This window comes from Sulfitobacter sp. NFXS29 (assembly GCF_040148765.1).
Taxonomy (GTDB): domain Bacteria; phylum Pseudomonadota; class Alphaproteobacteria; order Rhodobacterales; family Rhodobacteraceae; genus Sulfitobacter.
On sequence record NZ_JAGDED010000006.1, the window covers coordinates 225166 to 246860 of the forward strand.

Annotated in this window: 16 protein-coding genes, 1 tRNA gene and 1 pseudogene; 12 read left to right on the forward strand and 6 right to left on the reverse strand. The window is 55.8% G+C overall.

Translation table 11 applies throughout. The features are described 5' to 3' along the window. Window positions 1-63: 63 nt before the first annotated feature. The 5 genes from urtE to urtA form a co-directional block, all read right to left on the reverse strand. Window positions 64-759, reverse strand: coding sequence for an urea ABC transporter ATP-binding subunit UrtE (gene urtE, locus J3456_RS11880; RefSeq protein WP_349580429.1), 696 nt, complete (start codon window positions 757-759; stop codon window positions 64-66). Further along, window positions 746-1501: an urea ABC transporter ATP-binding protein UrtD gene (urtD, locus tag J3456_RS11885; RefSeq protein WP_349580430.1), complete on the reverse strand. Its 756-nt coding sequence runs from the start codon at window positions 1499-1501 to the stop codon at window positions 746-748. The genes urtE and urtD overlap by 14 nt, the downstream gene beginning before the upstream one ends. Then, complete coding sequence (urtC, locus tag J3456_RS11890) at window positions 1498-2679, reverse strand: urea ABC transporter permease subunit UrtC (protein ID WP_259947403.1); 1182 nt, start codon at window positions 2677-2679, stop codon at window positions 1498-1500. Before urtC ends, urtD begins: the two co-directional genes overlap by 4 nt. 3 nt (window positions 2680-2682) lie before the next feature. After that, window positions 2683-4611, reverse strand: a complete 1929-nt coding sequence (gene urtB / locus J3456_RS11895; RefSeq protein WP_349580431.1) for an urea ABC transporter permease subunit UrtB — start codon at window positions 4609-4611, stop codon at window positions 2683-2685. Between the two features lie 78 nt (window positions 4612-4689). Continuing rightward, window positions 4690-5976, reverse strand: a complete 1287-nt coding sequence (urtA, locus tag J3456_RS11900; RefSeq protein WP_067624380.1) for an urea ABC transporter substrate-binding protein — start codon at window positions 5974-5976, stop codon at window positions 4690-4692. A gap of 626 nt (window positions 5977-6602) precedes the next feature. Here urtA and J3456_RS11905 point away from each other — a divergent pair. The 12 genes and pseudogenes from J3456_RS11905 to J3456_RS11960 all read left to right on the forward strand — a co-directional run bounded on the left by J3456_RS11905 (window position 6603) and on the right by J3456_RS11960 (window position 21128). Continuing rightward, on the forward strand, window positions 6603-7739 hold the full coding sequence (locus J3456_RS11905) for a tyrosine-type recombinase/integrase (protein WP_349580432.1): 1137 nt from the start codon (window positions 6603-6605) through the stop codon (window positions 7737-7739). Between the two features lie 122 nt (window positions 7740-7861). After that, the gene (locus J3456_RS11910) at window positions 7862-8524 is read left to right on the forward strand and encodes a hypothetical protein (protein ID WP_349580433.1); all 663 of its coding nucleotides are present in this window, start codon (window positions 7862-7864) and stop codon (window positions 8522-8524) included. A gap of 471 nt (window positions 8525-8995) precedes the next feature. Further along, complete coding sequence (locus J3456_RS11915) at window positions 8996-9217, forward strand: helix-turn-helix domain-containing protein (RefSeq protein ID WP_349580434.1); 222 nt, start codon at window positions 8996-8998, stop codon at window positions 9215-9217. 498 nt (window positions 9218-9715) lie between these two features. Beyond that, window positions 9716-10132, forward strand: a complete 417-nt coding sequence (locus tag J3456_RS11920) for a hypothetical protein (RefSeq protein ID WP_349580435.1) — start codon at window positions 9716-9718, stop codon at window positions 10130-10132. A 395-nt stretch (window positions 10133-10527) separates the two neighbouring features. After that, the gene (locus J3456_RS11925; protein WP_349580436.1) at window positions 10528-13719 is read left to right on the forward strand and encodes a site-specific DNA-methyltransferase; all 3192 of its coding nucleotides are present in this window, start codon (window positions 10528-10530) and stop codon (window positions 13717-13719) included. Window positions 13720-13723: 4 nt separating this feature from the next. Next, window positions 13724-16519, forward strand: coding sequence for a BPTD_3080 family restriction endonuclease (locus J3456_RS11930; protein ID WP_349580437.1), 2796 nt, complete (start codon window positions 13724-13726; stop codon window positions 16517-16519). A 399-nt stretch (window positions 16520-16918) separates the two neighbouring features. Further along, the gene (locus J3456_RS11935; RefSeq protein WP_349580438.1) at window positions 16919-17803 is read left to right on the forward strand and encodes an HNH endonuclease; all 885 of its coding nucleotides are present in this window, start codon (window positions 16919-16921) and stop codon (window positions 17801-17803) included. A gap of 326 nt (window positions 17804-18129) precedes the next feature. Then, entirely contained in the window at window positions 18130-18540 is a 411-nt protein-coding gene (locus J3456_RS11940) for a hypothetical protein (RefSeq protein WP_349580439.1), read from the forward strand. Next, on the forward strand, window positions 18506-19003 hold the full coding sequence (locus tag J3456_RS11945) for a hypothetical protein (RefSeq protein ID WP_349580440.1): 498 nt from the start codon (window positions 18506-18508) through the stop codon (window positions 19001-19003). The genes J3456_RS11940 and J3456_RS11945 overlap by 35 nt, the downstream gene beginning before the upstream one ends. Further along, entirely contained in the window at window positions 18948-19241 is a 294-nt protein-coding gene (locus tag J3456_RS11950) for a hypothetical protein (protein WP_349580441.1), read from the forward strand. Before J3456_RS11945 ends, J3456_RS11950 begins: the two co-directional genes overlap by 56 nt. A gap of 520 nt (window positions 19242-19761) precedes the next feature. Continuing rightward, window positions 19762-20725: pseudogene (locus J3456_RS11955) on the forward strand (IS256 family transposase); the annotation flags it as partial. Window positions 20726-20999: 274 nt separating this feature from the next. After that, window positions 21000-21128: a hypothetical protein gene (locus tag J3456_RS11960; RefSeq protein ID WP_349580442.1), complete on the forward strand. Its 129-nt coding sequence runs from the start codon at window positions 21000-21002 to the stop codon at window positions 21126-21128. A gap of 170 nt (window positions 21129-21298) precedes the next feature. Here J3456_RS11960 and J3456_RS11965 read toward each other — a convergent pair. Continuing rightward, a tRNA-Met gene (locus J3456_RS11965) sits at window positions 21299-21375 on the reverse strand. Window positions 21376-21695 lie beyond the last annotated feature (320 nt).

Below are 21695 nucleotides of genomic sequence, written 5' to 3' on the forward strand. Positions count from 1 at the left end.
TAGAAGGGTTTTGCGCCTTGCGGGCAAGCCGGGCCTGCGCGCAAGGCAGGCAGCAACGGTCACTTATAGCGCAAGCGCGTCCAAGAGTTGCGCGCGTTGGGCTTCGGATTTTGGGATCGATTGGGTGATTTTTCCGCGCTGCATGACGTGGAAATGATCGGCATTGAGGTAGGCAAATTCGAAATTCTGCTCCACCAACACGATGGCCAATTCCCCCCGATCCCGCAGAAGGCGAATGGTGTGGCCAATCATCTGGATGATATTGGGCTGAATTCCTTCGGTCGGTTCGTCCAACAGCAGCACCTTGGGGCGGGCGATAAGCGCCCGGGCAATGGAAAGCTGCTGTTGTTGCCCACCAGACAAGTCCCCCCCGCGCCGGGCCTTCATCTCAGCGAGGACCGGAAAAAGCTCAAAAATGTCGTCCGGGATCTTATGCTCGGATTTGGGAAGGCAGGCAAAGCCCGTTTCAAGGTTCTCTTGAACGGTCATCAAAGGAAATATCTCGCGCCCCTGTGGCACATATCCGACGCCCGCTTTGGCCGACAGGGCCGCACGGCCCGGGTGCAATTCCTCACCATCAAGCCTGATCCGCCCGCCCGAAAAAGGATGCCGCCCGGCGATGGCTTTCAGCAAGCTGGTTTTGCCGACCCCGTTGGTGCCCGTCACACAGGTCACCCGCCCCACGGGCGCGTTCAACGTAATCTCATGAAGTATCTGAGATTGCCCGTACTTCAGGTTTAGGTTCTCAATCTCCAGCATCGCTGCGCCCCAAATAAACGTCGATAACAGTCTGGTTGTTGGTGACATGATCCAGCGACCCTTCGGCCAGCACCGATCCTTCGTGCAACACGGTCACCTTGCAATTCAGCCGCCGTACGAACTCCATATCGTGTTCCACCACGATAACGGCGCGGGTCTCGGCGGCCTTTTTCAGAATGTCTGTGGTGTGTTCGCGTTCATGCGCCGTCATGCCTGCGGCGGGCTCATCCACCAGCAGCAAGCGGGGCGATTGCGCAAGCAGCATCCCGATCTCCAGCCACTGCTTCTGCCCGTGGCTTAACTCTCCGGCGGGGCGGGAGAGATGGGCGGTCAGGTTGATCTCGTCTGCGATCTTTTCAAGCCGCGCCGCCCCTTCCGAGGTCTTGCGGTGGAACAGGACCGAGAATGTGCCACGCGGGTTCTTTAACGCCATGGCAAGGTTTTCGCGCACGGTTTGCGCCTCAAACACGGTCGGCTTTTGAAACTTGCGCCCAATCCCAAGCATCGCGATCTGGCTTTCCGACATGCCAATAAGAGAGCGGCTGTCATCACCAAACAGAATATAGCCCTCATCCGGCTTTGTCTTGCCGGTGATGATGTCCATAAAGGTCGTCTTGCCCGCGCCATTGGGGCCGATCACCGCGCGCAATTCCGGTTCACCGATCTGTAGGCTAAGGTTCTTGATCGCCTGAAACCCGTCAAAAGATTTCGAGATTCCGGACATTTCCAAAAGAGAACTCATGACTTGCGCACCAGTTTGTCAAAGAGGCCGCCGATGCCCTTGGGCGCAAACAGCGTGATAAGTACAAAGCTCAGGCCAAGCAGCACCAGCCACCAATCGACCCAGTGGATCGTATAGACCCCCAGATTGATGCTGGGCGCGCCGCCGCCCGTAAACCAACTGGACAAAAGCGAGACCACTGCCGCACCGATCACCGCGCCGTATAGCCGGCCACGCCCGCCGATGGCGACCCATACCGCGAGATAGATCGACGCGATGGGGGCGATTTCAGCCGGGTTGATGATGCCCGCTTGCGGGTAATAAAGCGCACCGGCGATGCCTGCGACGATGGCGGTGATGGTGAAGACAAAGAGTTTATAGCTCTCTACATGGTAGCCCAGAAAACGAACGCGCGATTCATCGTCACGGATGGCTTGGATGACATTGCCCAGCTTGCTGTCGGTGATCCACGCGAAAAACAGATAGCCCAGAGCAAGCGCCAAGGCAGAGGCTAGGAAAAAGACGATGGAAACAGCGTCTTGGCCGCTTTCGGCGAAGCCGGGGATGTTTTGCAGGCCCGACAGACCGTTGTTGCCACGCAAACCGCTGTCGTTCTGAAACAGGTAGAGCGCGAGCGCCAGTGTCATGGCTTGGGTCAGGATCGACAGGTAAACGCCGTTGACGCGGCTGCGGAATGCAAGCCAGCCAAAGACCAGCGCAAGAGCGCCGGGGATCAGCACGACGAAAGCCAATTGGATAAAAAGGTTGTCCGCGAAGGCCCAGATCAATGGGAATTCCGATGAGCCGACGACACCGAAAATTTGGTTTCCGATGGCGTCTGAAATCTCTTGCGGGGTTGGCGGGATGACCTGACCTGCGAGGCTGTCCGCGACGATGTTTTCCGTACGCGCATACATGAGCCACATCCCGATGGCGTAGCCGCCGATCCCGAAAAAGGCGAAATGACCGAGGCTAAGGATGCCGCAATACCCCCAAACCACGTCCATCGCGATGGCCACGAGGCAAAGACACAGGGCCTTGCCCAATGTCTTGACGAAGGAGGTTGAGACAAGACCGGTACCGGCGGCTTCGGACATCACCGTCACAAGGACTGTAAAGAGGCCGAGCGCGGCAAGAAAGTAGAGAACCGAAGGATTGCGGCCGATGAAAGACCGTCGTTGGCTGTGCGTCTGGGTCATGGCTCAATCCGCCGCTGCCCGGCCTTTGGCGGCAACAATGCCCTTGGGCCGGAATTGAATGAACAGGATGATGAAAAGGATCATGTAGGTCTGTGCCGCCAGTGTGTTGGACGGGTTCAACCACTCGATCCCCTTTTGCAGGAAGCCAATCAGCCCCGCTCCGGCCAGCGTGCCGAATACCGATCCAACACCGCCAACCACGACGGTCATGAAGCTTTGCACGATATAGTTCGCGCCCATCTCAGAGGTGACCTGCGCATAAAGGCCGATGCCGACGCCCGCGACCCCTGCGATCCCCGACCCCAGCCCAAAGGTCATCATATTGATCCGGTCAGGGTTGATGCCCATCGAGGCCGCCATGCCGGGGTTTTGCGTCACCGCGCGCACCTCCAGACCAAGGCGCGTGCGCTTGAGGATATACAGCAGCAAAAATAGAAAGATCAGCGCCAGCACGAATATGGCGATGCGGATGTAACTGATTTGAACCACATCCGAGATCACGAGCGCGCCCCGAAGCCACTCAGGCGAGGTCAGCGGGCGGGCCTGCGTGCCAAAGATATTCTTGGCGATTTGCTGCAAGGCGATTGAGATGCCGAAGGTCGCCAACAAGGTTTCAAGCGGGCGGTGATAGAGATGCCGGATCACCAGCCGCTCCATTGCGACACCCGCCCCAAAGGTCACGGCAAAGGCAAGCGGCAGCGCGATGAGCAGCGAGACCGTGTAGTCAGGGACGATGAGCTGCACGACATAGCCCGTATAGGCGCCCATCATGATAAACTCGCCATGGGCCATGTTGATGACCCCCATCTGCCCAAAGGTGATCGCCAGCCCAATCGCTGCGAGGAAATAAATCGAGGCCAGCGACAAACCGTCCAACGTCAAATCAAAGATCTGCGCCCAGCCGACCTGCGTCTCAACCGCGTCAAGCGTGGTGCGGGCAGCGTCGGTGATCGCCCTGTCATCCTCTTCGTAGCGTTCATAGAAGACGGCATTCTGCAGGGCGGTGTCGATATCATCCGGCGTTACCAACGGCGGCACGGTCCCCGCCTCGGCAAGCGCGCGATACGCGTCCATCCGCCTGTCCGGGTCGTCCAATTGCGCCAAAGAGATGCCGCCGACGCGGCCATCGACGATATTGGCTTCAAGGGCAGCGCGAATATCACTCGGCGGCACGATTGCAGGGGCAAGATCGGCTTCGACCAGCGTCTCATAGCTTGCCGAAGGGTCCGCCATGGGGTCAAGAATACGGGCGATGTTACCCTCGGGCTGCTCGGCCGCAACGCCTGTCGTTACAGATAGAATTTGGCTCAACACCGCGCGGGCTTCGAGAGAGGTGTCGGAAGGCAGGCTTTCGATCGCACGAATGCGCGCCTCGGGGGCCGCTCCGAAGCGCGCGGTCAAGAAATTGCTCAGTTGCTCTTTGCGGGCGCGCAGGATGGGATCATTCTCTCCTTCGAGCGAGGCCAAGAGCGGGTCAAGCTGGCTGGCATCGCTGCGTCGCGCGATGCTTTCAAGGGCGGCGCTGCGGCGTTCGGGGTCGGGATCTGACAGTTGGAACTGCACCAATGCCGTGCCGATGACACGCCGCACGCCGCCGTTGGGGCGCAGCTGGCTGAAACTGTCTGAAGAAGCCGCCGTCTCTTCGCCCGTATCAAGGTCGCGCAGCGTGAGTGTATCGCCGGCTTCCTTTGCAAAGTAGAACAGGCCCGTTGCATCGTCTTGCCAGACGTTCCGCTCGGCCCATTGCTCAAGAAAAACAGGAACCTGCGGCAGGCCCGATGCTACCAGATCGTCCAGCAATACGCCGACCGACTTGCGCGATGGCTTGGCCACCTCTTCGACGTGGGTCTGCAAAACAGACTGAAGTTCCTGAGCGGATGCAAGACTGACGGATGTCAGCAAGCACATCAGGCTGAGCAGTATTCGAACCATAAGATATGGGGCTTTCGGACGGAAAGAGTGTTCAGAAAGAGGGTCGGGCGCGGGTGAGGACGCGCCCGACAGTTGGCGTTAGTAGTTTGAGGTCAACTGAACGCAGGTCTTGGTTTCGGTATTGTACATGCCGCACTCAAGCTCTTTCCAATCCGAGACCAGAACAGCCGATTCAGGCAAGAAGTCCGTCCATGCATCGCCGGGCACTTCTTCGGTCTGGCTAATGATGTCGAACTGGCCGTCAGAGGTGATTTCACCGATCAAGACAGGCTTGGCGAGGTGGTGATTGGGCAGCATGACAGCCGTCCCGCCGGTGAGGTTCGGGAATTCCTGCCCATACATCGCCGCACGCACCGCATCCACATCCGTGGTGCCTGCTTCGGTGACCGCGTTCACCCACATGTTGAAACCGATGTAATGGGCTTCCATCGGGTCGTTGGTCACGCGGTCTTCGCCCATCGCCTCTTTCCAAGCGGCGACCCACTCATCGTTCGCGTCGGATTCTGCGGATTGAAAGTAGTTCCACGCCGCGAGGTGGCCGACAAGATCAGCGGTATCGAGACCCGAAAGCTCTTCCTCCCCGACCGAAAATGCCACGACCGGAATGTCGTCAGCCGAGATACCGGCAGCCGCCAACTCCTTGTAAAAGCCGATATTCGCGTCGCCGTTGATGGTCGAGATCACGCCCACCTGAGAGCCATCCGCCCCCAGTTCGACCACATCCGCCACAATGGTGGACCAGTCCGAATGCCCGAAGGGTGTATAGTTAACGAAGATGTTTTCCTTGGGGATGCCCTTGTCCAAAAGGTACTGTTCAAGGATATTGTTGGTGGTTCTGGGATAGACATAGTCTGTGCCGAGCAGAGCAAATTTCTCGACGCCCAGTTCCTCCAGGAAATAATCGGTCGCAGGGATCGCCTGCTGATTCGGGGCCGCGCCCGTATAGAACACGTTGCGCGAGCTTTCCTCGCCCTCATACTGAACCGGGTAGAACATCAGGCCGTTCAACTCTTCCAGAACAGGCAATGCGGATTTGCGCGAAACAGATGTCCAAGAGCCGAAGATGACATCCACCTCGGACACGGTCAGAAGCTCACGCGCCTTTTCGGCGAACAAAGGCCAGTCCGAGGCGGGATCCACGACAACGGCTTCGATTTCGCAATCCAACAGACCGCCCGCAGCGTTTTGTTGCGTGATTAGAAGCTCCATCGTGTCTTTCAACGTGGTCTCGGAAATGGCCATCGTGCCGGACAGAGAGTGCAGCACGCCAACCTTGATCGGGTCCTCGCATTCCGCGCTGGCGGCTGAACCTGCGATCAATAGGGCAGCGGTCGCAGTAAGTGTGCGTTTGGTGGAAAGTCTCATGACGGTATCCCCGTTTGGTGTGCGGAAGAGCGGAGACGCAAGCATGCCAAAGGCCAGATGCTTTTCCACACAGCGTTTATTATAGTTACGCGCGGATGGCCCCCTTGCCGGACAGCTCCGTTCGCGGCGCCCCCGTAGCGGAGCCTCTACAGCCTCAGTTTAGAGGGCTGAGCCGGCAAGCCCTGACCCCGGGAAAATTTCTGCACCGCAGAAAGGGTGCTGTATGATTGGGCAGTTGGCAGCCGAACTTTGAAATTTTGGGCAGCTGGCGTATGGGGTGCGCGCTGTTTTGCGGCAGTTCGGTATTCGGGATGAAGGCGGCCCGTGTGTGGAAGGCGTGAGGGATATAGTCCGCTGGGTGGGAGGGACATGCCCACTCCAACGCCAGCGAGAGCGCGCCCTACAGGGCGTCAGAGGGCTACATCTATTGGGTAGTCCGGTTGCGGGAGTAGGATTTGAATCTACGACCTTCAGGTTATGAGCCTGCGTGCCATACATTCGCGTTCAACTGTAAAACTTATCATTACCTAAACATTACAGTGTAATGTCTACAGGTTACATTGACATTGAGAGACACCGTGTGTCACTAATTTCCGACACTTTGCCGGACACAGTACGGACACAACATGCATAAGATCAATGAGACATTTGTCAAAAAAGCTATCGCCCCAGAGACGGGCAACAAGATCTATTATGACAGCCAGACCCCAGGATTTGGATTGAGGATCACCAAGACTGGGACCAAAGCTTTCATCTTGAACTATCACATCAACAGGAAAGAACGCAGGTACACGATCGGCAAGTCCCCGGCCTGGACAGCAGCTGCAGCACGTGAAAAGGCCGCAGCCCTGCGGAGACTAATCGATCAGGGTGCAGACCCGTTAGAGGAGCGGAATGAGCGGCGTGAGGCCCCAACTATTGCCGATCTGTGGGATGAATACGAGAAGGTTCACCTTCCAACTCTTTCTGCCAGAAGCCAGACGGATCAAAGGGGGATGTGGAAGACATACATCCTGCCTGAGTTGCGCACGGTGGCGGTCCGAGAGCTCACGAGCCGCCAGATCGACCAACTTCACGCCAAGATCAGCGTTACCACCCCTACCCGCGCCAACCGTGTCCTAGAGGTCCTCAGAAAGGCCCTCAACCTTGCGATTAGGTGGGCTTGGATCGAAAAGAACCCTGCAGATGGTTTCCGGCGAAACGCAGAGCACTCACGGGAGAAGTACTTGTCCAAGAGCGAATATGAACTCGTTTTCGCTGCACTGGACAAGATGCCAAACCGGAAGGCTGCAGATGCAATTCGGTTGCTAATCCTGACCGGTGCCAGGCGCGGTGAAGTCCTCAGCCTAGAGTGGCAAGATCTCGACCTCGGCCTCGGCATATGGAATCGGCCTGCCCACAAGAGCAAAGACAGGAAGGCCAAAAGGATCCCTATGTCTAATGAGGCATTGATCCTCCTACAGGCGATGCGCGACGCAGCGGAAGGAAACTTTCTGTTCCCCACCTCGACCGGCGGCCATCTCCCAGATATCAATCGCCCGTGGCGTTGGCTCAGGTCTGAAACTGGCATGCATGATTTGAGAGTTCACGATTTGCGCCACTCCTTCGCGTCGATACTGGTGTCCAGTGGCGAAACACTTGAAACCATCGGGAAGCTTTTGGGTCATTCGCAACACCAGACCACGATGCGATATGCCCACCTCATGGATGATCCATTGAGGAATGCCGCAAACAAGATGGCCTCCAATTTCCTTGGAAAATGATTTTTTGCTACATTGCACTGTAATAGTGTCTTGAAATATTTATTCTATTACAATGCTTTGATTACAGTGCAATCTGACTTTTACCGCTGAATGAACAATGCAATCACCAAGTCGAGCAATTCATGCTCAGCCAACTTGGAGAGAAAAGAATGAATGTTTCGTCAAAAAGCAATGAAGACTACAACGATCAATTGGCGGCACGCGCTAAACTCACAAGGCCGATCGATGCATCAAGGAATATATCGTTAACTTGGCTCTTTTTTCACTTGAGCCAATCTCAGTTTGAAGCTGTGGTAGATGCCTTGCTTCAAGGCAGCATCCAGAGCAAAAGCTATTTAGGTTGGCTGGACCTTGTCGACCCTTTCCAACGAACGGGGAATAAAAAAACGCCGATAACAGCAACCGAGTGGAGCAATTATTGCTTACGCTGCCCTGTGGGGCATGAACTGGGTATCCACCTCATCGACAATGAGAACGAACGGGCGTTGATCGACATCACCATGAATACTAGCCAAGTAAACCGCGTACTCAAGCTAACCGGCCAGAACGGAGGGCAGCCTCCGAAAATGGGCCCCCGACTGTATGCCTGGCTGACAGCCTGGTATGCTTACGGCGATCCACCCCAAGATCCAATCGAACTTTTCGCAATAGTAAGCGAGGTTCCAGAGCTCTGGGAAAACGGTGAAGTTGATGATTTTCGCGGCATAGCGACAATCACAAACTATCTTTCGTCCCTGAAAGAGTTCGATGTCAGGGCTTGGCCTCCCAAGGACGCAATGCTCTGACAAGAGGAGTACCGGCGGGCCAATACAGCCAGATAAGGCAAGAGAGCGAGCCGAACAGCCCCGCACTACGCCGTTCGCGGTGCAAACGGCGGCCGCTTGATAGCACCATGCGATCAATTGGATAATCCGGTTACCCCAGTTAATGCTGCGCTCAAACTCTCGCCACCGCAAGCACCAGCTTTCGGACTTGAGCGCAGCATTATCTTGAGCGCAGCATTTTCAAGCATGCGCGGGCTGCCGGGACCGGAAATAGCAGGGTTTATCATTCACCCAGCGCCTTAAGTCTTTCTTAATGCACCCTCCCTAAAAGCCTTAAGGTTCGCATAGATCACATTCGACCTCGACTTGCGGTGAAGGAGCGACCGGTGGGACGATTGGCGACGTATAGACCCAGCCCTAGCAATTCATTCGCCAGCGCCCGACGTCACTCGAGGCTAAAAAACCCCATACAAGGAAACAAAAGAGACTTAGATGCCGAACTCACACACCCACCTTAAGCCCACCGCCGTCGCCGAGCTACTCGGCGTCTCTCAGCGCACTTTAAGCCGCTGGCACGCGCTGCGTGTCGGCCCAGCCCGTTGCAAAGTAGGAAGGACGGTCCTGTACCGCCGAGATGCCCTGGAGACCTGGCTCGAGGCCAATGAAACACAGCCCACCACCACTTTTGGAGGGGATCCAGCATGCCCCACATGACATGCGTTAGCGACGCCGATTCCAAAGGTATAACTGCGATTCCCAGGGTCTTCTCGCCTGACTTTATACCCCCCTGGATCTTCGAAAAGCGGGGTAACTGTCTATTCTCTTTTCTTCATTTCAGACTTTTTCATTTCAGTGAAATAATAATTAATAAGGAGAAATAAATGAAGGATACGGGTGCCCCGTTTTCTATCCCCGCAAAGCCTTGGGTATCCCCAAAAGAGACACCCTGGCCACCACTCGAGCAAACTTACATCCACCAAAAGGTAATTATCGCCTATGAGACTAGAAATAATCGCGAAACGCATCTCGGATAAAACTGACTGTCCGGAAATATACGAAATAATATTGGGAAAGACCGACAAGTCAACGCTTCCAGATAAGTGTCTAGTTTGGACCGGCAAACGGAGGCGTCAGAAACCTATAATTAGAATGCATAGAGACTGGAACATGATGCCCTTCATGGCACCCAGTGTCCAACCTCCGAGGGCTATCATGAGGCACAATAAGAAGGATGTTTATGTTCACAGATTCTTAATCGAACTGATCAATCAGCCCAGCGGCCATTTTATTGCTACTAGCGGATGCGGCACTGCTTTCTGTGTAAACCCCAATCACTGGTTAGTTTCTCCCGCTCCAGGAACCGCCTTTCCTCCTGAGGACGACCCCAACGAAGGCAGGGGAGGCCGAGCTGCAACCGATGCGGAAGGCCAGAAGGATGCCAATGAATTTGTAGAGGACCCGTGGCCTGAGGATGAAGTCGAGCGAATGATAGACTACTACCTATGCGTCAATAATAGCCAGCTAGATCCGAACCATGACTTGCTCGTGGACATACCCTTAGTACAACTTAAGCGTGTTGCTGAAAAAATGGGGCAAGGACATCGTTTAAGCGAGGATTTACAACGGTGAACTATCTACGCGGCGGGTTTACGACGGGCACACTTAACGGCATTGGTATCAGCACTTTCTTCACATGAAGACCAAAATGTTTGGGTTGGGCGAGCACGTTACTGTCCGCAGCCATCTATCTAACAGGGGAGGCGTCCAGTACTAACGTACAGAATTGGTGTTAGCTCTACGATCGCAACCTGAAATATCAGAGCTATAATGGGTAGTAAAATCGCTGGAGCGGACCTCCAAAAACGAGCATACCGTGCAACGCTCAGGCTACGTTCTGTCAGCTAAGGTATTTAGTCGCTGAAAACGATAAGGTACACGCCCTGGTGGAATCGGACGTGCAATACCTAAAATCGCGCTATAGGGTCACAGGATAAGCTCTTTTCGCAAGTACTGGTGATCTACCTATGTCCGATAGCCTGACAGACCTGATCCTCTCTCTGACGCCCGAAGACGGGTCTTCCATTGGCAATGGTGCAATGATGGCGCTGCTGCGCGAGCATCTGCCGAGCCTGACGGACGAGGCGTATACAGCCGCGCGAGATGACCTAATTGAGGGCGGCATAATGGCTAAAGGCCGTGGCCGGGGTGGGTCGATCTATCGCGCGGATGTGGCCGATTTAAAGCTGACGGAACCGGAGATGAAAGAAGCCCGGCCCTCCACCACGGCGCGCAGGAAAACCACCTGTAATTCGGATGACCCGATGCAGGTGGTCAGCTACCGGCATGGCGAGACCCGGGTGAACAACCCCGAGGTAGGGATGGTTCATGCGGGCACCGATCCGGACGGAGACAAGACGACCTGGACCTATGATCCACATTTGGATCCGGTGCTGAACTTCGATTCCGCGCGGGGCAGGATCGAGACGCTGATTGACGACGCGCTGGACAGCGACGATCCCCAGCGGATGAAGGACGCGCTGGTGGAACTCAAGCGACTGCAGCAGCCCTATCTGAACTGGACGGGCAAGGCGGAGAAGACGAGCTTTGATGTCGATACTGTATCCCTGCACGTGCATGAACGGGTGGATCCGGCGACGATCCTGGCGAATGCGGCCAAGCGGCTGAAGGGCAAGGATGCGCCCAGCCAGTGGCGGCAGCCGGACTTGTTCGCTGCGCCGTTCGAGAACCTGCCGCTGCGCCAGGCGCTGGATTTCTACCACCACGAAAAGGGCTGGTCGAACCGGCTGGTGGCGGGGGACAGCCTGCTGGTGATGAACTCGCTGCTGACCAAGGAGAGCATGGGCGGCAAGGTGCAGATGATCTATATCGACCCGCCCTATGGCATCAAATACGGGTCGAACTTTCAGCCCTTTACCAACAAGCGCGAGGTGAAGGACCGGTCAGACGCCGACCTGACCCAAGAGCCCGAAATGATCAAGGCATTTCGCGACACTTGGGAGCTGGGCATCCATTCCTACCTCACCTATCTGCGCGACCGGCTTATGCTGGCGAGAGAGTTGCTAGCCGAAAGCGGCTCGGTGTTCGTCCAGATTTCGGATGAGAACTTGCATCACGTCCGCGAATTGATGGACGAAGTCATGGGCACTGAGAACTTCGTAGGGATGATAACGGTAGCCAAAACAACAAGTGCGACGTCAGAAGGCTTGGCCTCAATCGCTGACATCCTCGTTTGGTATGCCAAAGATGCTTCAAATATGAAGTACCATCAGTTGTATTTCCCAAAAATTGCAGGCGAAACTGGCGCAACAGGATATACGAAGCTGCGCTTACCGACCGGACAAATCCGCACCAAGACCGCGAAAGAGAAATCTGGTGAGCTAGACTTGCCGGAAGAAAGTCGTGTTTTGTTCACCGACAATATGACAAGCCAGCGACCACCAGGCGATTTCCCTGTCCCGTTTCGTGGTAACGACTTCGTACCAGTGAAAGGTTATTGGAAAACCGGTGAAGTAGGGATGCCGCGCCTCGTCAAAGCAGGTCGGATCGAAGCTACAAGCGGGCAGAGGCTGAGCTATGTCCGATATCTGAATGATTTCCCTGCTTACCCAATGAACAACCTATGGACTGACACGGTCGGCCAAAACCAGTTTGGCGGGGAAAAGGCGTATGTCGTTCAGACTGCGAACAAAGTAATCGAACGCTGCCTTCTCATGACCACCGACCCCGGCGATCTGGTGCTCGATCCGACCTGCGGCTCTGGCACCACCGCCTTCGTTGCGGAAAAATGGGGGCGGCGCTGGGTCACCTGCGACACCTCGCGCGTAGCGATTACGCTGGCCAAGCAGAGGTTGATGACTGCCAGTTTCGACTTTTACGCCTTGCGCTATCCGCATGAAGGGCTGAACGGCGGGTTCGATTATACAACCGTGCCGCATATCACGCTAAAAAGCATCGCCAACAACCCCGACATCGACACGATCCATGCCGAGGATTACCCCAAGGTCACGGCCGCACTCGACGCCCTCAACGCCGCGTTGACCGCCACACCGCCCAAACCGATCAAGCCGAGCCAAGGCGTGCGCAAGGGCAAACCGGTTGACTTCGCCAAGGGTGAGACTTTGCACGAATGGGAGGTGCCCTTTGACCTGCCTCAGGGATGGCCAGCAGCGGTCAAGCAACCATTTGAAGAGTTCCACCAATCCCGACAGGTGATGCAGCGACGCATGGATCAAAGCATCGCCGATCACGCCGACCAGGAAACGCTGTATGACAAGCCTCGCATCGACAAGAATCGCCTGCGGATCACCGGCCCGTTTTCGGTCGAAGCGGTCCCGGCCCCTACCGTCCTGTCCCTCGACGAAAGCCTGCCAACGCAGGAGGCGGATGAGACCATCGCCCGCAGCGGCGAAACTTCGCGCCAGTCGCTCTGGCGCGACGAACTGCTAAAAACAGGCGTGCGCGGCAAGGGCGGCGCGATGCTGCGTTTTGCCGAGTTCGAGACCCTGCCGGGCCTAAAATACATCCATGCCAGCGGATCTCTGGCCGACACCGGAGAACGTGTGGTAGTCAGCTTCGGCCCCGAACACGCGAGCCTCGAACAGCGCCAAGTGGAACTTGCCCTGACCGAGGCCGAATCCCTGCGCCCGTCGCCGAAGTTTATCCTGTTCTGCGCCTTCACTTTCGACCCTGAAGCCGCGAAGGACATCGACGAGGTAAACTGGCCTGGCGTTACACTGCTGAAGGCGCAGATGAACACCGACCTGCTAACCGAGGATTTAAAGAAAAAGAGATCGTCAAACCAGTCCTTCTGGCTGATGGGCCAGCCGGACGTGGAGTTGCGCAAACGCGCTGACGGGATGTGGGAGGTTGAGGTCAACGGCTTTGATTATTTCGACCCAAAGGCCGGCGATCTGATGTCTGGTGGCAAAAACCAGATCGCCATGTGGTCACTGGACGTGGATTACGACCAGCGATCGTTAATGCCGCATCAGGTGTTTTTTCCCATGGCCGACGCCAAGGGCGGCTGGAACCGTCTGCGCAAGACGATCCGCGCGGAGTTGGACGAGGACCTGCTGGAGCAGTTCCACGGCACCGTGTCGCTGCCCTTCGATGCGGGCGACAACATGCGGATCGCGGTGAAGATCGTCGATGATCGCGGGATCGAGTCCCTCAAGATCATGCCGCTGGAGGGGTAAGCCCATGTCCCTCATCATCAATACACCCTTCGTCTGCCCCGCCCAGCATTGGGTGGAGGCTAAGGGCGGCAAGCTGGAGATCAAGCCCGAGCGGCGTCCGGCAAGCTATGAGGTCTTCGACGCGCGTAATAACACCAAGCGGACCGAGGTGCTGGAACTGGTGAACACCATCCGCACCCGCGTCGACGCCTGGCGCGAGGCGGGCTGGCCCGGCGTGACGATCGTCACCCGCAAACTGCTGGAGCACTGGCATGACCGCGACGCGCGGCAGTACCCGTTCTACTTTTGCCAGCTGGAGGCCATCGAGACGCTGATCTGGTGGGTCGAAGGGGCCGAAGCGTTCAAGCAGGGTATAGCGATCCCCGGCGATGGCGGGACGTGGGACCGCCTGTGCAACAAGATGGCCACGGGCGCGGGCAAGACCACGGTGATGGCGATGATCATCACATGGCAGGTGCTGAACGCGCTGACCTATCCGAAGCGGAACAAGGATTTCAGCCGAGCCGTATTCATTGTGGCTCCAGGGTTGACCGTTAAAGAACGGTTGCAGGTGCTGCTGCCAAGCGAGGGCAGCTACTACGATGAGTTCAATCTGTGCCCGTCCGAGGCGCTGCGAGCCAAGCTGAACCAGGCCGAAGTGCTGATCGACAACTGGCATTCGCTGATGCCGCTGAAGGAAGCGGATCGCTCGGTCGTTAAGAAGGGACGCGAATCCGACGAAGCCTACACGCGGCGAGTGCTGGGCAAGCTGGCCACCCACAAGGACATAATAGTCATCAATGATGAGGCGCACCACGCCTATCGCAAGCCGCCCGAGGTGAAGATCAGCAAGAAGCAGGCCGCCGAACAGGGCATAGACCTGGACGAGGCGACCCGTTGGATTGAGGGGTTGGACCGCATCCACAAGACCCGGCGGATCCAGCGCTGCTTCGACCTGTCGGCCACGCCCTTCGCGCCCACCGGCAAGAAAAGCACCGACACGGCGCTCTTCGACTGGATCATCTCGGACTTCGGCCTGAATGACGCGATCGAGGCCGGGTTGGTAAAGACGCCGCGTGTGGTTGTTCGGGATGATGCCCTGCCGGACGCCAAGACGCTGCGGTCGAAGCTTTACCATATCTACCGTGATCCATCGGTCTATGAAGATCTCAACCGGGCAAAGGCAGAGCCGCACGAGGCCCTGCCGAAGCTGGTTCAGGACGCCTACACGCTTCTCGGCGCCGACTGGCGTGAAACGCAGCGGCAGTGGCGGGATGTGGGCCATCATTCACCACCCGTAATGCTGACAGTCTGCAACCGCACGGAAACAGCTGCCCGCATCGAGAACTATTTCAACAAGGGTGATGCCCACTGGCCGGAACTACACGCAATCGCTCGGACCCTGCGGGTGGATTCAAAAGTGCTCGACAAGGCCGAGATTGGCGAGACAGCGACATCGGACAAGGATTACGAGGCGCAGTTAAAGGAAATCATCGAAGCCGCCGACATCCCCGATACTCGGAAGCAGCGATTCCTTTCGTTGAAAAAAGAAGAACTGCTACGTGAGATTGTGGACAATGTGGGCAAGCGCGGGGCCGCTGGGCAGGATTTGCAAAACGTTATCTCGGTCGCAATGCTCTCCGAGGGATGGGACGCCAAAAACGTTACACATATCATGGGCTTAAGGGCATTCACGTCGCAATTGCTGTGCGAGCAGGTCGTTGGACGGGGCCTGCGCCGGGTTTCTTACGACACCGACGAGAACGGACTGTTCTTGCCCGAGTACGTCAACGTGTTCGGCGTACCGCTTTCCATCTCAGAGACTGGAGAAGGAGGCGACCCGCCCCCGCCGCCAAAGCCGACAACGCAGATCGAGGTTATTCCGGATCGGGCGCATCTAGAGATCAAGTGGCCGAACGTCTTGCGCGTGGAAACCGTCGTGAAACCGCAACTGACCGTTGCGTGGGACAAGGTGCCACCTCTAGTGCTTGACCCCGCCAGCACGCCGATCAGTGCGGAGCTTGCTCCGGCCCTCGGCGGCGCGACAGATATGGGCAAGGTCACCGCGATCGATCTCGAAAAGCTGCCGGATGGCTTCCGGTTGCAGCGTCTCGTCTTTCAGGCTGCCCGGAAGGCGTTTGCAGAGTTGAGTCACGGCTTCTCCGGGGTGCCTGAATACCTAGCTGCGCAGTTGGTCAGGATCGTCGAAACGTTTCTGCAATCCGACCGCCTCGAAATCCCATCCTTGTTTCACTCCGACCCGCTCCGCCGACGGATCCTCATCGCACTGAACATTGACCTAGTGGTCCAGAATGTTCTGAGCAACGTGACCGAGCAAAACGCGGAGCGCCTGACACCTGTTTTCGACGAGGAAAACCCTATCGGCGCAACCAGTCAGATGCGAACGTGGTATACGTCTAAGCCATGCTTCCCCTCAGCCAAGTCTCACATTAGCCATCTGGTCGGAGATTCATCCTGGGAGGGCCATGCCGCGAATATCTTTGAGACCCGGGATGACGTGGAAGCTTATGTTAAGAACGACCATCTCGGCTTCCAAGTCTATTACATGTGGGCGGGCTCTCGGCGGCGGTACGTCCCAGACTTCCTCGTTCGTCTATCGGGTGGCAAGCTGCTGGCCCTTGAGATCAAAGGGACCGACAGCCCGCAGAATAAGGCCAAACGAGACGCATTGAACGAATGGGTCAAAGCGATCAATGCGTCTGGAGGCTTCGGACGCTGGGAGTGGGATGTGGCGTTCAAGCCAGGCCATGTTCAGGACATCATCACGAGGCACGCTGCCGTTGCTGAGCCAGCCAAATAGAATAGACAAGACTTTTCGAGGCATCTGATCGGCCCAAGGGACCCCGGTCGACTAAACAGCGGGGTTCATAGCCGCAAACAAGACCATGACCATCATGGTCCAAGCGATTGATTGGTTTGAAGCGGTGGATAAATCTACGTGAACCACTTTGAACCACATCTATTTCTGCAAACGCGAGCTGCATACTTGCGACAAGACCCTAAGCAGTCGCTTTCCTACCCTAAAAAGGGGGATGGTCTACTTGGTCAGCTTTTCTCGGACCTAAGCGCGCTCAGCATTCGGGCACAGAACTATAATTTGGCCTTCAGTTCCGAAATGAGAATTCAGAGAAGTCCCAGACGAACTTGACCGGGATATTACGAATGTTCATTCATGTCATGGTTGAAACGGAGATATCAGGTGAGCGCGGATATGAAGTGTTGGCTGGTCATGCAAGGCGCGACTTTTGAAGAAGAGTTTCAAGGGAACTTTCTTTGGGCACCCCACCACAATGAAGCTGGTAATTGTATGTTTTACTGGAGTAACATGCGAAGGCTGCGCCCAGGTGACATTGTCTTATCCTATGTAAATCTTCACATACGCGCTATCTCTGTCGTCCAACGCCTTCCTATGGATGCCCCCAAACCGCCTTCGTGGAAAAGCAAAGCACCAAACTGGTCTAATATTGGCTGGCAAGCAAAACTCGACTACGAGAAAATTGACCCGATCGATCTGCGTCCTCTGTGGCCTACTCTGGTAGAACGCTCACAGAAAAAATATTCTGCATTTAACACTCAACGCGTCAGTGGAAATCAAGGCTATCTATATGAGCTTACCCCGGAAGCGGCAGACGTTATCCTCGGCAAAGTGACCGGAAATTTTGACAGCGACCGCGCAGAGGGCGACATTGCGGCGGGAACCGACCAGGCCACTCTTACGAAGATTCGGATTGGACAGGCTGCATTTCGTGCGAAGCTGCTGGAACTTTGGGGTCACAAATGCTGCGTAACCGGTTGCGAAAAGCTCGAACTGCTCAGGGCGTCCCACATAGTACCATGGGCAACTGCAAGGACGTCCGAACGGATCGACCCATATAACGGACTACCTCTGGCCGCGAATTATGACATCGCGTTTGACCGCCACTTCATAAGCTTTGATGAGACTGGGCGTATTTTGAAGTCACCAAGAATTGAATGGCGAGAACTGTCCAAGCTGGGCGTCATTGAAACCGCAACTCTCAGCCGGTTAGACGATAGACATGCTCCCTATCTTGCAAGACATCGAGAGCTGACTAAAGACGCTTAACGTTTATCTACCCTCCCACTGTATAGCTTCGCCGCGATAAGTAAGACCGATACGAATCGGGAAAGTTCGAAGCCTAACAAGTGCCTCTTATCATCAGCGTTTATGCCACAAGGGTTGCTATTTTGACGCCGGCGTTATCAGCTACCGCCATACCACAGCACTCACATTTGAACCATTTAAACACCCTCAGCCGATTGACTTTTAAATCAATGCACACCAAGTTATCAAAGCAGGTAACTGCGGGCGAGCTGGTCCCTTGGACGCCAGCCCTCCCGGGAGACCCCTGCAAACGGACGCTCTTCATTACGAAGGAGATCAACGATGAGATGGACCCGGATACGTGGATAGATGAGGAATTTGCCTACCGGCTTGGCCTCCTTGAAGCCGACTTCGATCGCTACATAACAGGTGATAAGATTCCGGTGGGTATGGAGCCCTATGACAAGGGGGACAATGCATTCATGGCAAGAGTGGATCCCGCAAAGTACGGAATCTGGACAATCAGAAGTGTGGCCCCCCGTCCAGGCCTGAGAGTCTTTGGCGCCTTCATCGCAACGGATATCTTTATTGCACTCACGGTCCGCAAGCGAGCGGAGCTTGGCGGCCGAGGCGATCGCAGATGGAACACCGAGCGCGAGAATGCGTTAGCACATTGGGACCGACTGTTCCCGGAAACACCCCCTCTAACGGGAGGAAAATTAGATGACTATTTCACTGAACAGGCGATTGCTGTCTAAACCGCAAAAAGGGGAAAAGATCCCCGCGCATACACTTGCATACGTTCGCGCTCGGAATAAGAACAAGGCCCATAGCTTGGTTTTGGACCTGTTTGAAAATAGTGGGCTTACTAAAAAAGAGCTCGCGACAATACTGGGCAAGAAGCCCGAACAGGTTACCCGCTGGCTGGCTGGCCCGGGAAACATGACAATCGAGACATTTAGTGACCTTGTGTTCGCAGCTGGAGATGGTCAGTTTCTTGAAATCAAAGGATGCCGTGAGTTTAACAAAGGAAAAAGCAATCATCAGCCAGTAGAATGGACAACTGTAAGTTCAGGTTACGCTAATAAAGTGAGGCTCACTTGCACCTCGCGGGAAACACCCCAGAGTCCTTCAACAAGCGAAAACGAAGGGAAAGAGATAAGATATGAAATCCGAAGCGCCAGAAAAGAGCCCCAAAAATACTCGTTCGAAAGAATTTAGATACTTACCCGCCGATTCACTTAATATGGGTTTCAGTGATAATTGGGTAAAAATTGTTTTTGGAATTGATGAAATGGATGGCTCCACTTTGGACTTGGTGGGCATACAGATGACCCATAAGACAGCATTCTTACTTAAAAATGCGTTAATCAAGGCATTTGAGAATCATGAGGAGCAAACAGGCGAGAAGTTCGAGTTGCCTGAGAGTGCGATAACTGAACACGATCCCAGCAAATAGCCTCCCTCATTCAAACGCCAATCACCTGAGAAATGGGCTGGAACTACTTTAGCCATGACTGTCGCCCTTTCGCAAATACTCCTAAGTTATCTTTGGCGCCGCCGTCCCTTCTTTCTCGCAAGTCGACTGAACCAATTGAACAGGTCCTCAGCCTCGTTTTCCGAGGCTGAGTCGCGTTGGAAGAGTTGTTCTGCAGGTTCAGCTATTAGACCTGTCCAGAAACCGCTGTCGGGAACGAATGCCGTCTATATTGCCGGACCCTACGATGACGGCTGGGCATTCGAGCCAGCCCTCGGTCTCGAAAGCTTCGATGTTCAACCTTCGTCAGCCCCTGCTTTTCTGCAACTTCTTTGATAGCGGTCGCAAATAGCACTCGTAGCTCTCTAGGACGCCCTCGATCATTTAGTCGAACCACTGAGGGAGGAGATATATCTGAAAGTTGGTGATGGCCCCTGAGGAGCGGCATATCATGGCGGTGTTCACGCGCCCTCAATTCTCCGAAGAGTAAGGGATACGCCACATGATGAAGTTTACCATCACGCCGTTGCCCGATCCAACGGGTTTTTCGCCCGATCCGCTGACGGACATCCTGTGTTCCGGCGCGCGTCGCCTGATCGAGCCGGCGGTGGAAGCGGAGCTGTCAGCTCTGCTTGCTGCCCATACCGATGAGACGACCGAAGATGGCCGGTCGCGGGTTGTGTGCCATGGCTATCGGCCCGAACGCGAGTTGATGACCGGAACTGGTCCGGTGCTGGTGAGGGTGCCCAGGGTTCGCCACCGAGCCGCCGGGATCGAGAAGGTTCGGTCTACGTCATCCATTCTGCCGCCCTATCTGCGCAAGGCGAAGCCGGTCGAGAAACTGCTGCCCAGGCTTTATCTCAAGGGCATCTCCGCCGGCGATTTTCAGGAGGCACTCGCCGCGCTCCTGGGGCCGAACGCAGCAGGGATGTCCCCGAACACCATCTCGCGGCTCAAGGCTGCGTGGTGGGACGAATATGACCCCTGGCAGCGCCGCGATCTCGGGGCCCGGCGGATCGGCTACACCTGGGCCGATGGCGTTTACTTCCAGCCGCGTATGGTCGAGGAAAAGAAACGCTTCTGGTGTTGATCGGTGCCGACGAATGGGGCCGCAAGGAGGTACTCGGCCTCACCGACGGTTACCGCGAGAGCACGCAGAGCTGGCGCGAACTGCTGCTCGATCTCAGGCGCCGAGGTCTCTCACCCGCGCTCCGGAACTGGCCATCGGCGACGGCGCTCTTGGGTTCTGGGCGGCGCTGCGCGAGGTATTTGGCAGTATGCGTGAGCACCGCTGCTGGGTCCACAAAACCGGCAATGTTCAGAACACGATGCCGAAATCCGTATAATCCAAGGCCAAGGGTCGCCTGCACGACATCTGGCAGGCTGAGACAATGGCTGAGGCAGAAGCCGCCTTCGATTTCTTCGTCGAGACCTATGGCGTGAAATACGACCAGCCGGCCGCCAGGTGCGGCACCGGAATAGATTAACGCCGCTGAAGTTGACAAGCTGCATTCCAAGATTGGCCAGCTCGTGGTGGAACGGGATTTTTTGGCCGATGCCTCGCACCAACTTCTCGGGACCCGAGGCAAAAATGGTAAGCAAGGACCACCAGCTGAGCGTCCGCCGCCAATGGGCCCTACTAACGCTGACGCGGTCCAGTCTTTACTATGAGCCAAAGGGCGAGAGTGCCGAGAACCTGCGATTCATGGAGAGCATTGATAGGCAGTTTTTGGAAACGCCATGGTATGGGTCACGCCAAATGGCTCGATACATGAAGCGCTGCCTTCGGGGAAAAAGAAAACCTTGTCGGTCGGCAGCAGCGCCGAAACCCTGCACCATTTTGAACCATATGAATTCCTGCAAACTTGAGCGGAGTGTCTGCGGCATGACTCTAGTCGAGGGCTAACTCGCCCCAAAAAAAGGAGGGAGGGTGTCTCTGGTCACAGGTTAGGCTCGCAGAGGCGCTGGTGATTCCGGACACCAGTCGGACACAAGAAAAAAGGCCTCGAGCGATCTAACACTCAGAGGCCTTATTTTATTGGTTGCGGGAGTAGGATTTGAACCTACGACCTTCAGGTTATGAGCCTGACGAGCTACCGGGCTGCTCCATCCCGCGCCAATGCCCTTCGTTTAGACTTATAGTGCGAGAGCTGCAAGGGCATTCGTACATAGAATTTAGATTTTTCTTGAGATTTTGCGCAACGCCCTTAACTTTCGCTTCGCCAAAGTTCGTGCGTGAGTTTGGGGGCACAGAGACGTGCCGATAACGCTCCATTCGCCCCCCAAGCACAAAACCGCCGCAGCTTTATAGCTGCGGCGGTTTTGTTATTCTGTTCATCGTCGAGAGATACTTAATATCAGGAACTTATTAGGTTTGGCGATGACCTACTCTCCCACGTCTTAAGACGCAGTACCATCGGCGCTACGGCACTTAAC

Bases quoted from the DNA above. Each gene is read 5' to 3' on its own strand.
- J3456_RS11945 (WP_349580440.1), top strand. From the start codon at position 18,506: ATGACTATTTCACTGAACAGGCGATTGCTGTCTAAACCGCAAAAAGGG.
- J3456_RS11920 (WP_349580435.1), top strand. From the start codon at position 9,716: ATGAGGCACAATAAGAAGGATGTTTATGTTCACAGATTCTTAATCGAA.
- J3456_RS11905 (WP_349580432.1), top strand. From the start codon at position 6,603: ATGCATAAGATCAATGAGACATTTGTCAAAAAAGCTATCGCCCCAGAG.
- J3456_RS11930 (WP_349580437.1), top strand. From the start codon at position 13,724: ATGTCCCTCATCATCAATACACCCTTCGTCTGCCCCGCCCAGCATTGG.
- J3456_RS11940 (WP_349580439.1), top strand. From the start codon at position 18,130: ATGGACCCGGATACGTGGATAGATGAGGAATTTGCCTACCGGCTTGGC.
- J3456_RS11960 (WP_349580442.1), top strand. From the start codon at position 21,000: ATGGTATGGGTCACGCCAAATGGCTCGATACATGAAGCGCTGCCTTCG.
- urtB (WP_349580431.1), bottom strand. From the start codon at position 4,611: ATGGTTCGAATACTGCTCAGCCTGATGTGCTTGCTGACATCCGTCAGT.
- J3456_RS11925 (WP_349580436.1), top strand. From the start codon at position 10,528: ATGTCCGATAGCCTGACAGACCTGATCCTCTCTCTGACGCCCGAAGAC.
- J3456_RS11910 (WP_349580433.1), top strand. From the start codon at position 7,862: ATGCTCAGCCAACTTGGAGAGAAAAGAATGAATGTTTCGTCAAAAAGC.
- urtC (WP_259947403.1), bottom strand. From the start codon at position 2,679: ATGACCCAGACGCACAGCCAACGACGGTCTTTCATCGGCCGCAATCCT.
- J3456_RS11915 (WP_349580434.1), top strand. From the start codon at position 8,996: ATGCCGAACTCACACACCCACCTTAAGCCCACCGCCGTCGCCGAGCTA.
- urtA (WP_067624380.1), bottom strand. From the start codon at position 5,976: ATGAGACTTTCCACCAAACGCACACTTACTGCGACCGCTGCCCTATTG.
- urtE (WP_349580429.1), bottom strand. From the start codon at position 759: ATGCTGGAGATTGAGAACCTAAACCTGAAGTACGGGCAATCTCAGATA.
- J3456_RS11950 (WP_349580441.1), top strand. From the start codon at position 18,948: ATGAAATCCGAAGCGCCAGAAAAGAGCCCCAAAAATACTCGTTCGAAA.
- urtD (WP_349580430.1), bottom strand. From the start codon at position 1,501: ATGAGTTCTCTTTTGGAAATGTCCGGAATCTCGAAATCTTTTGACGGG.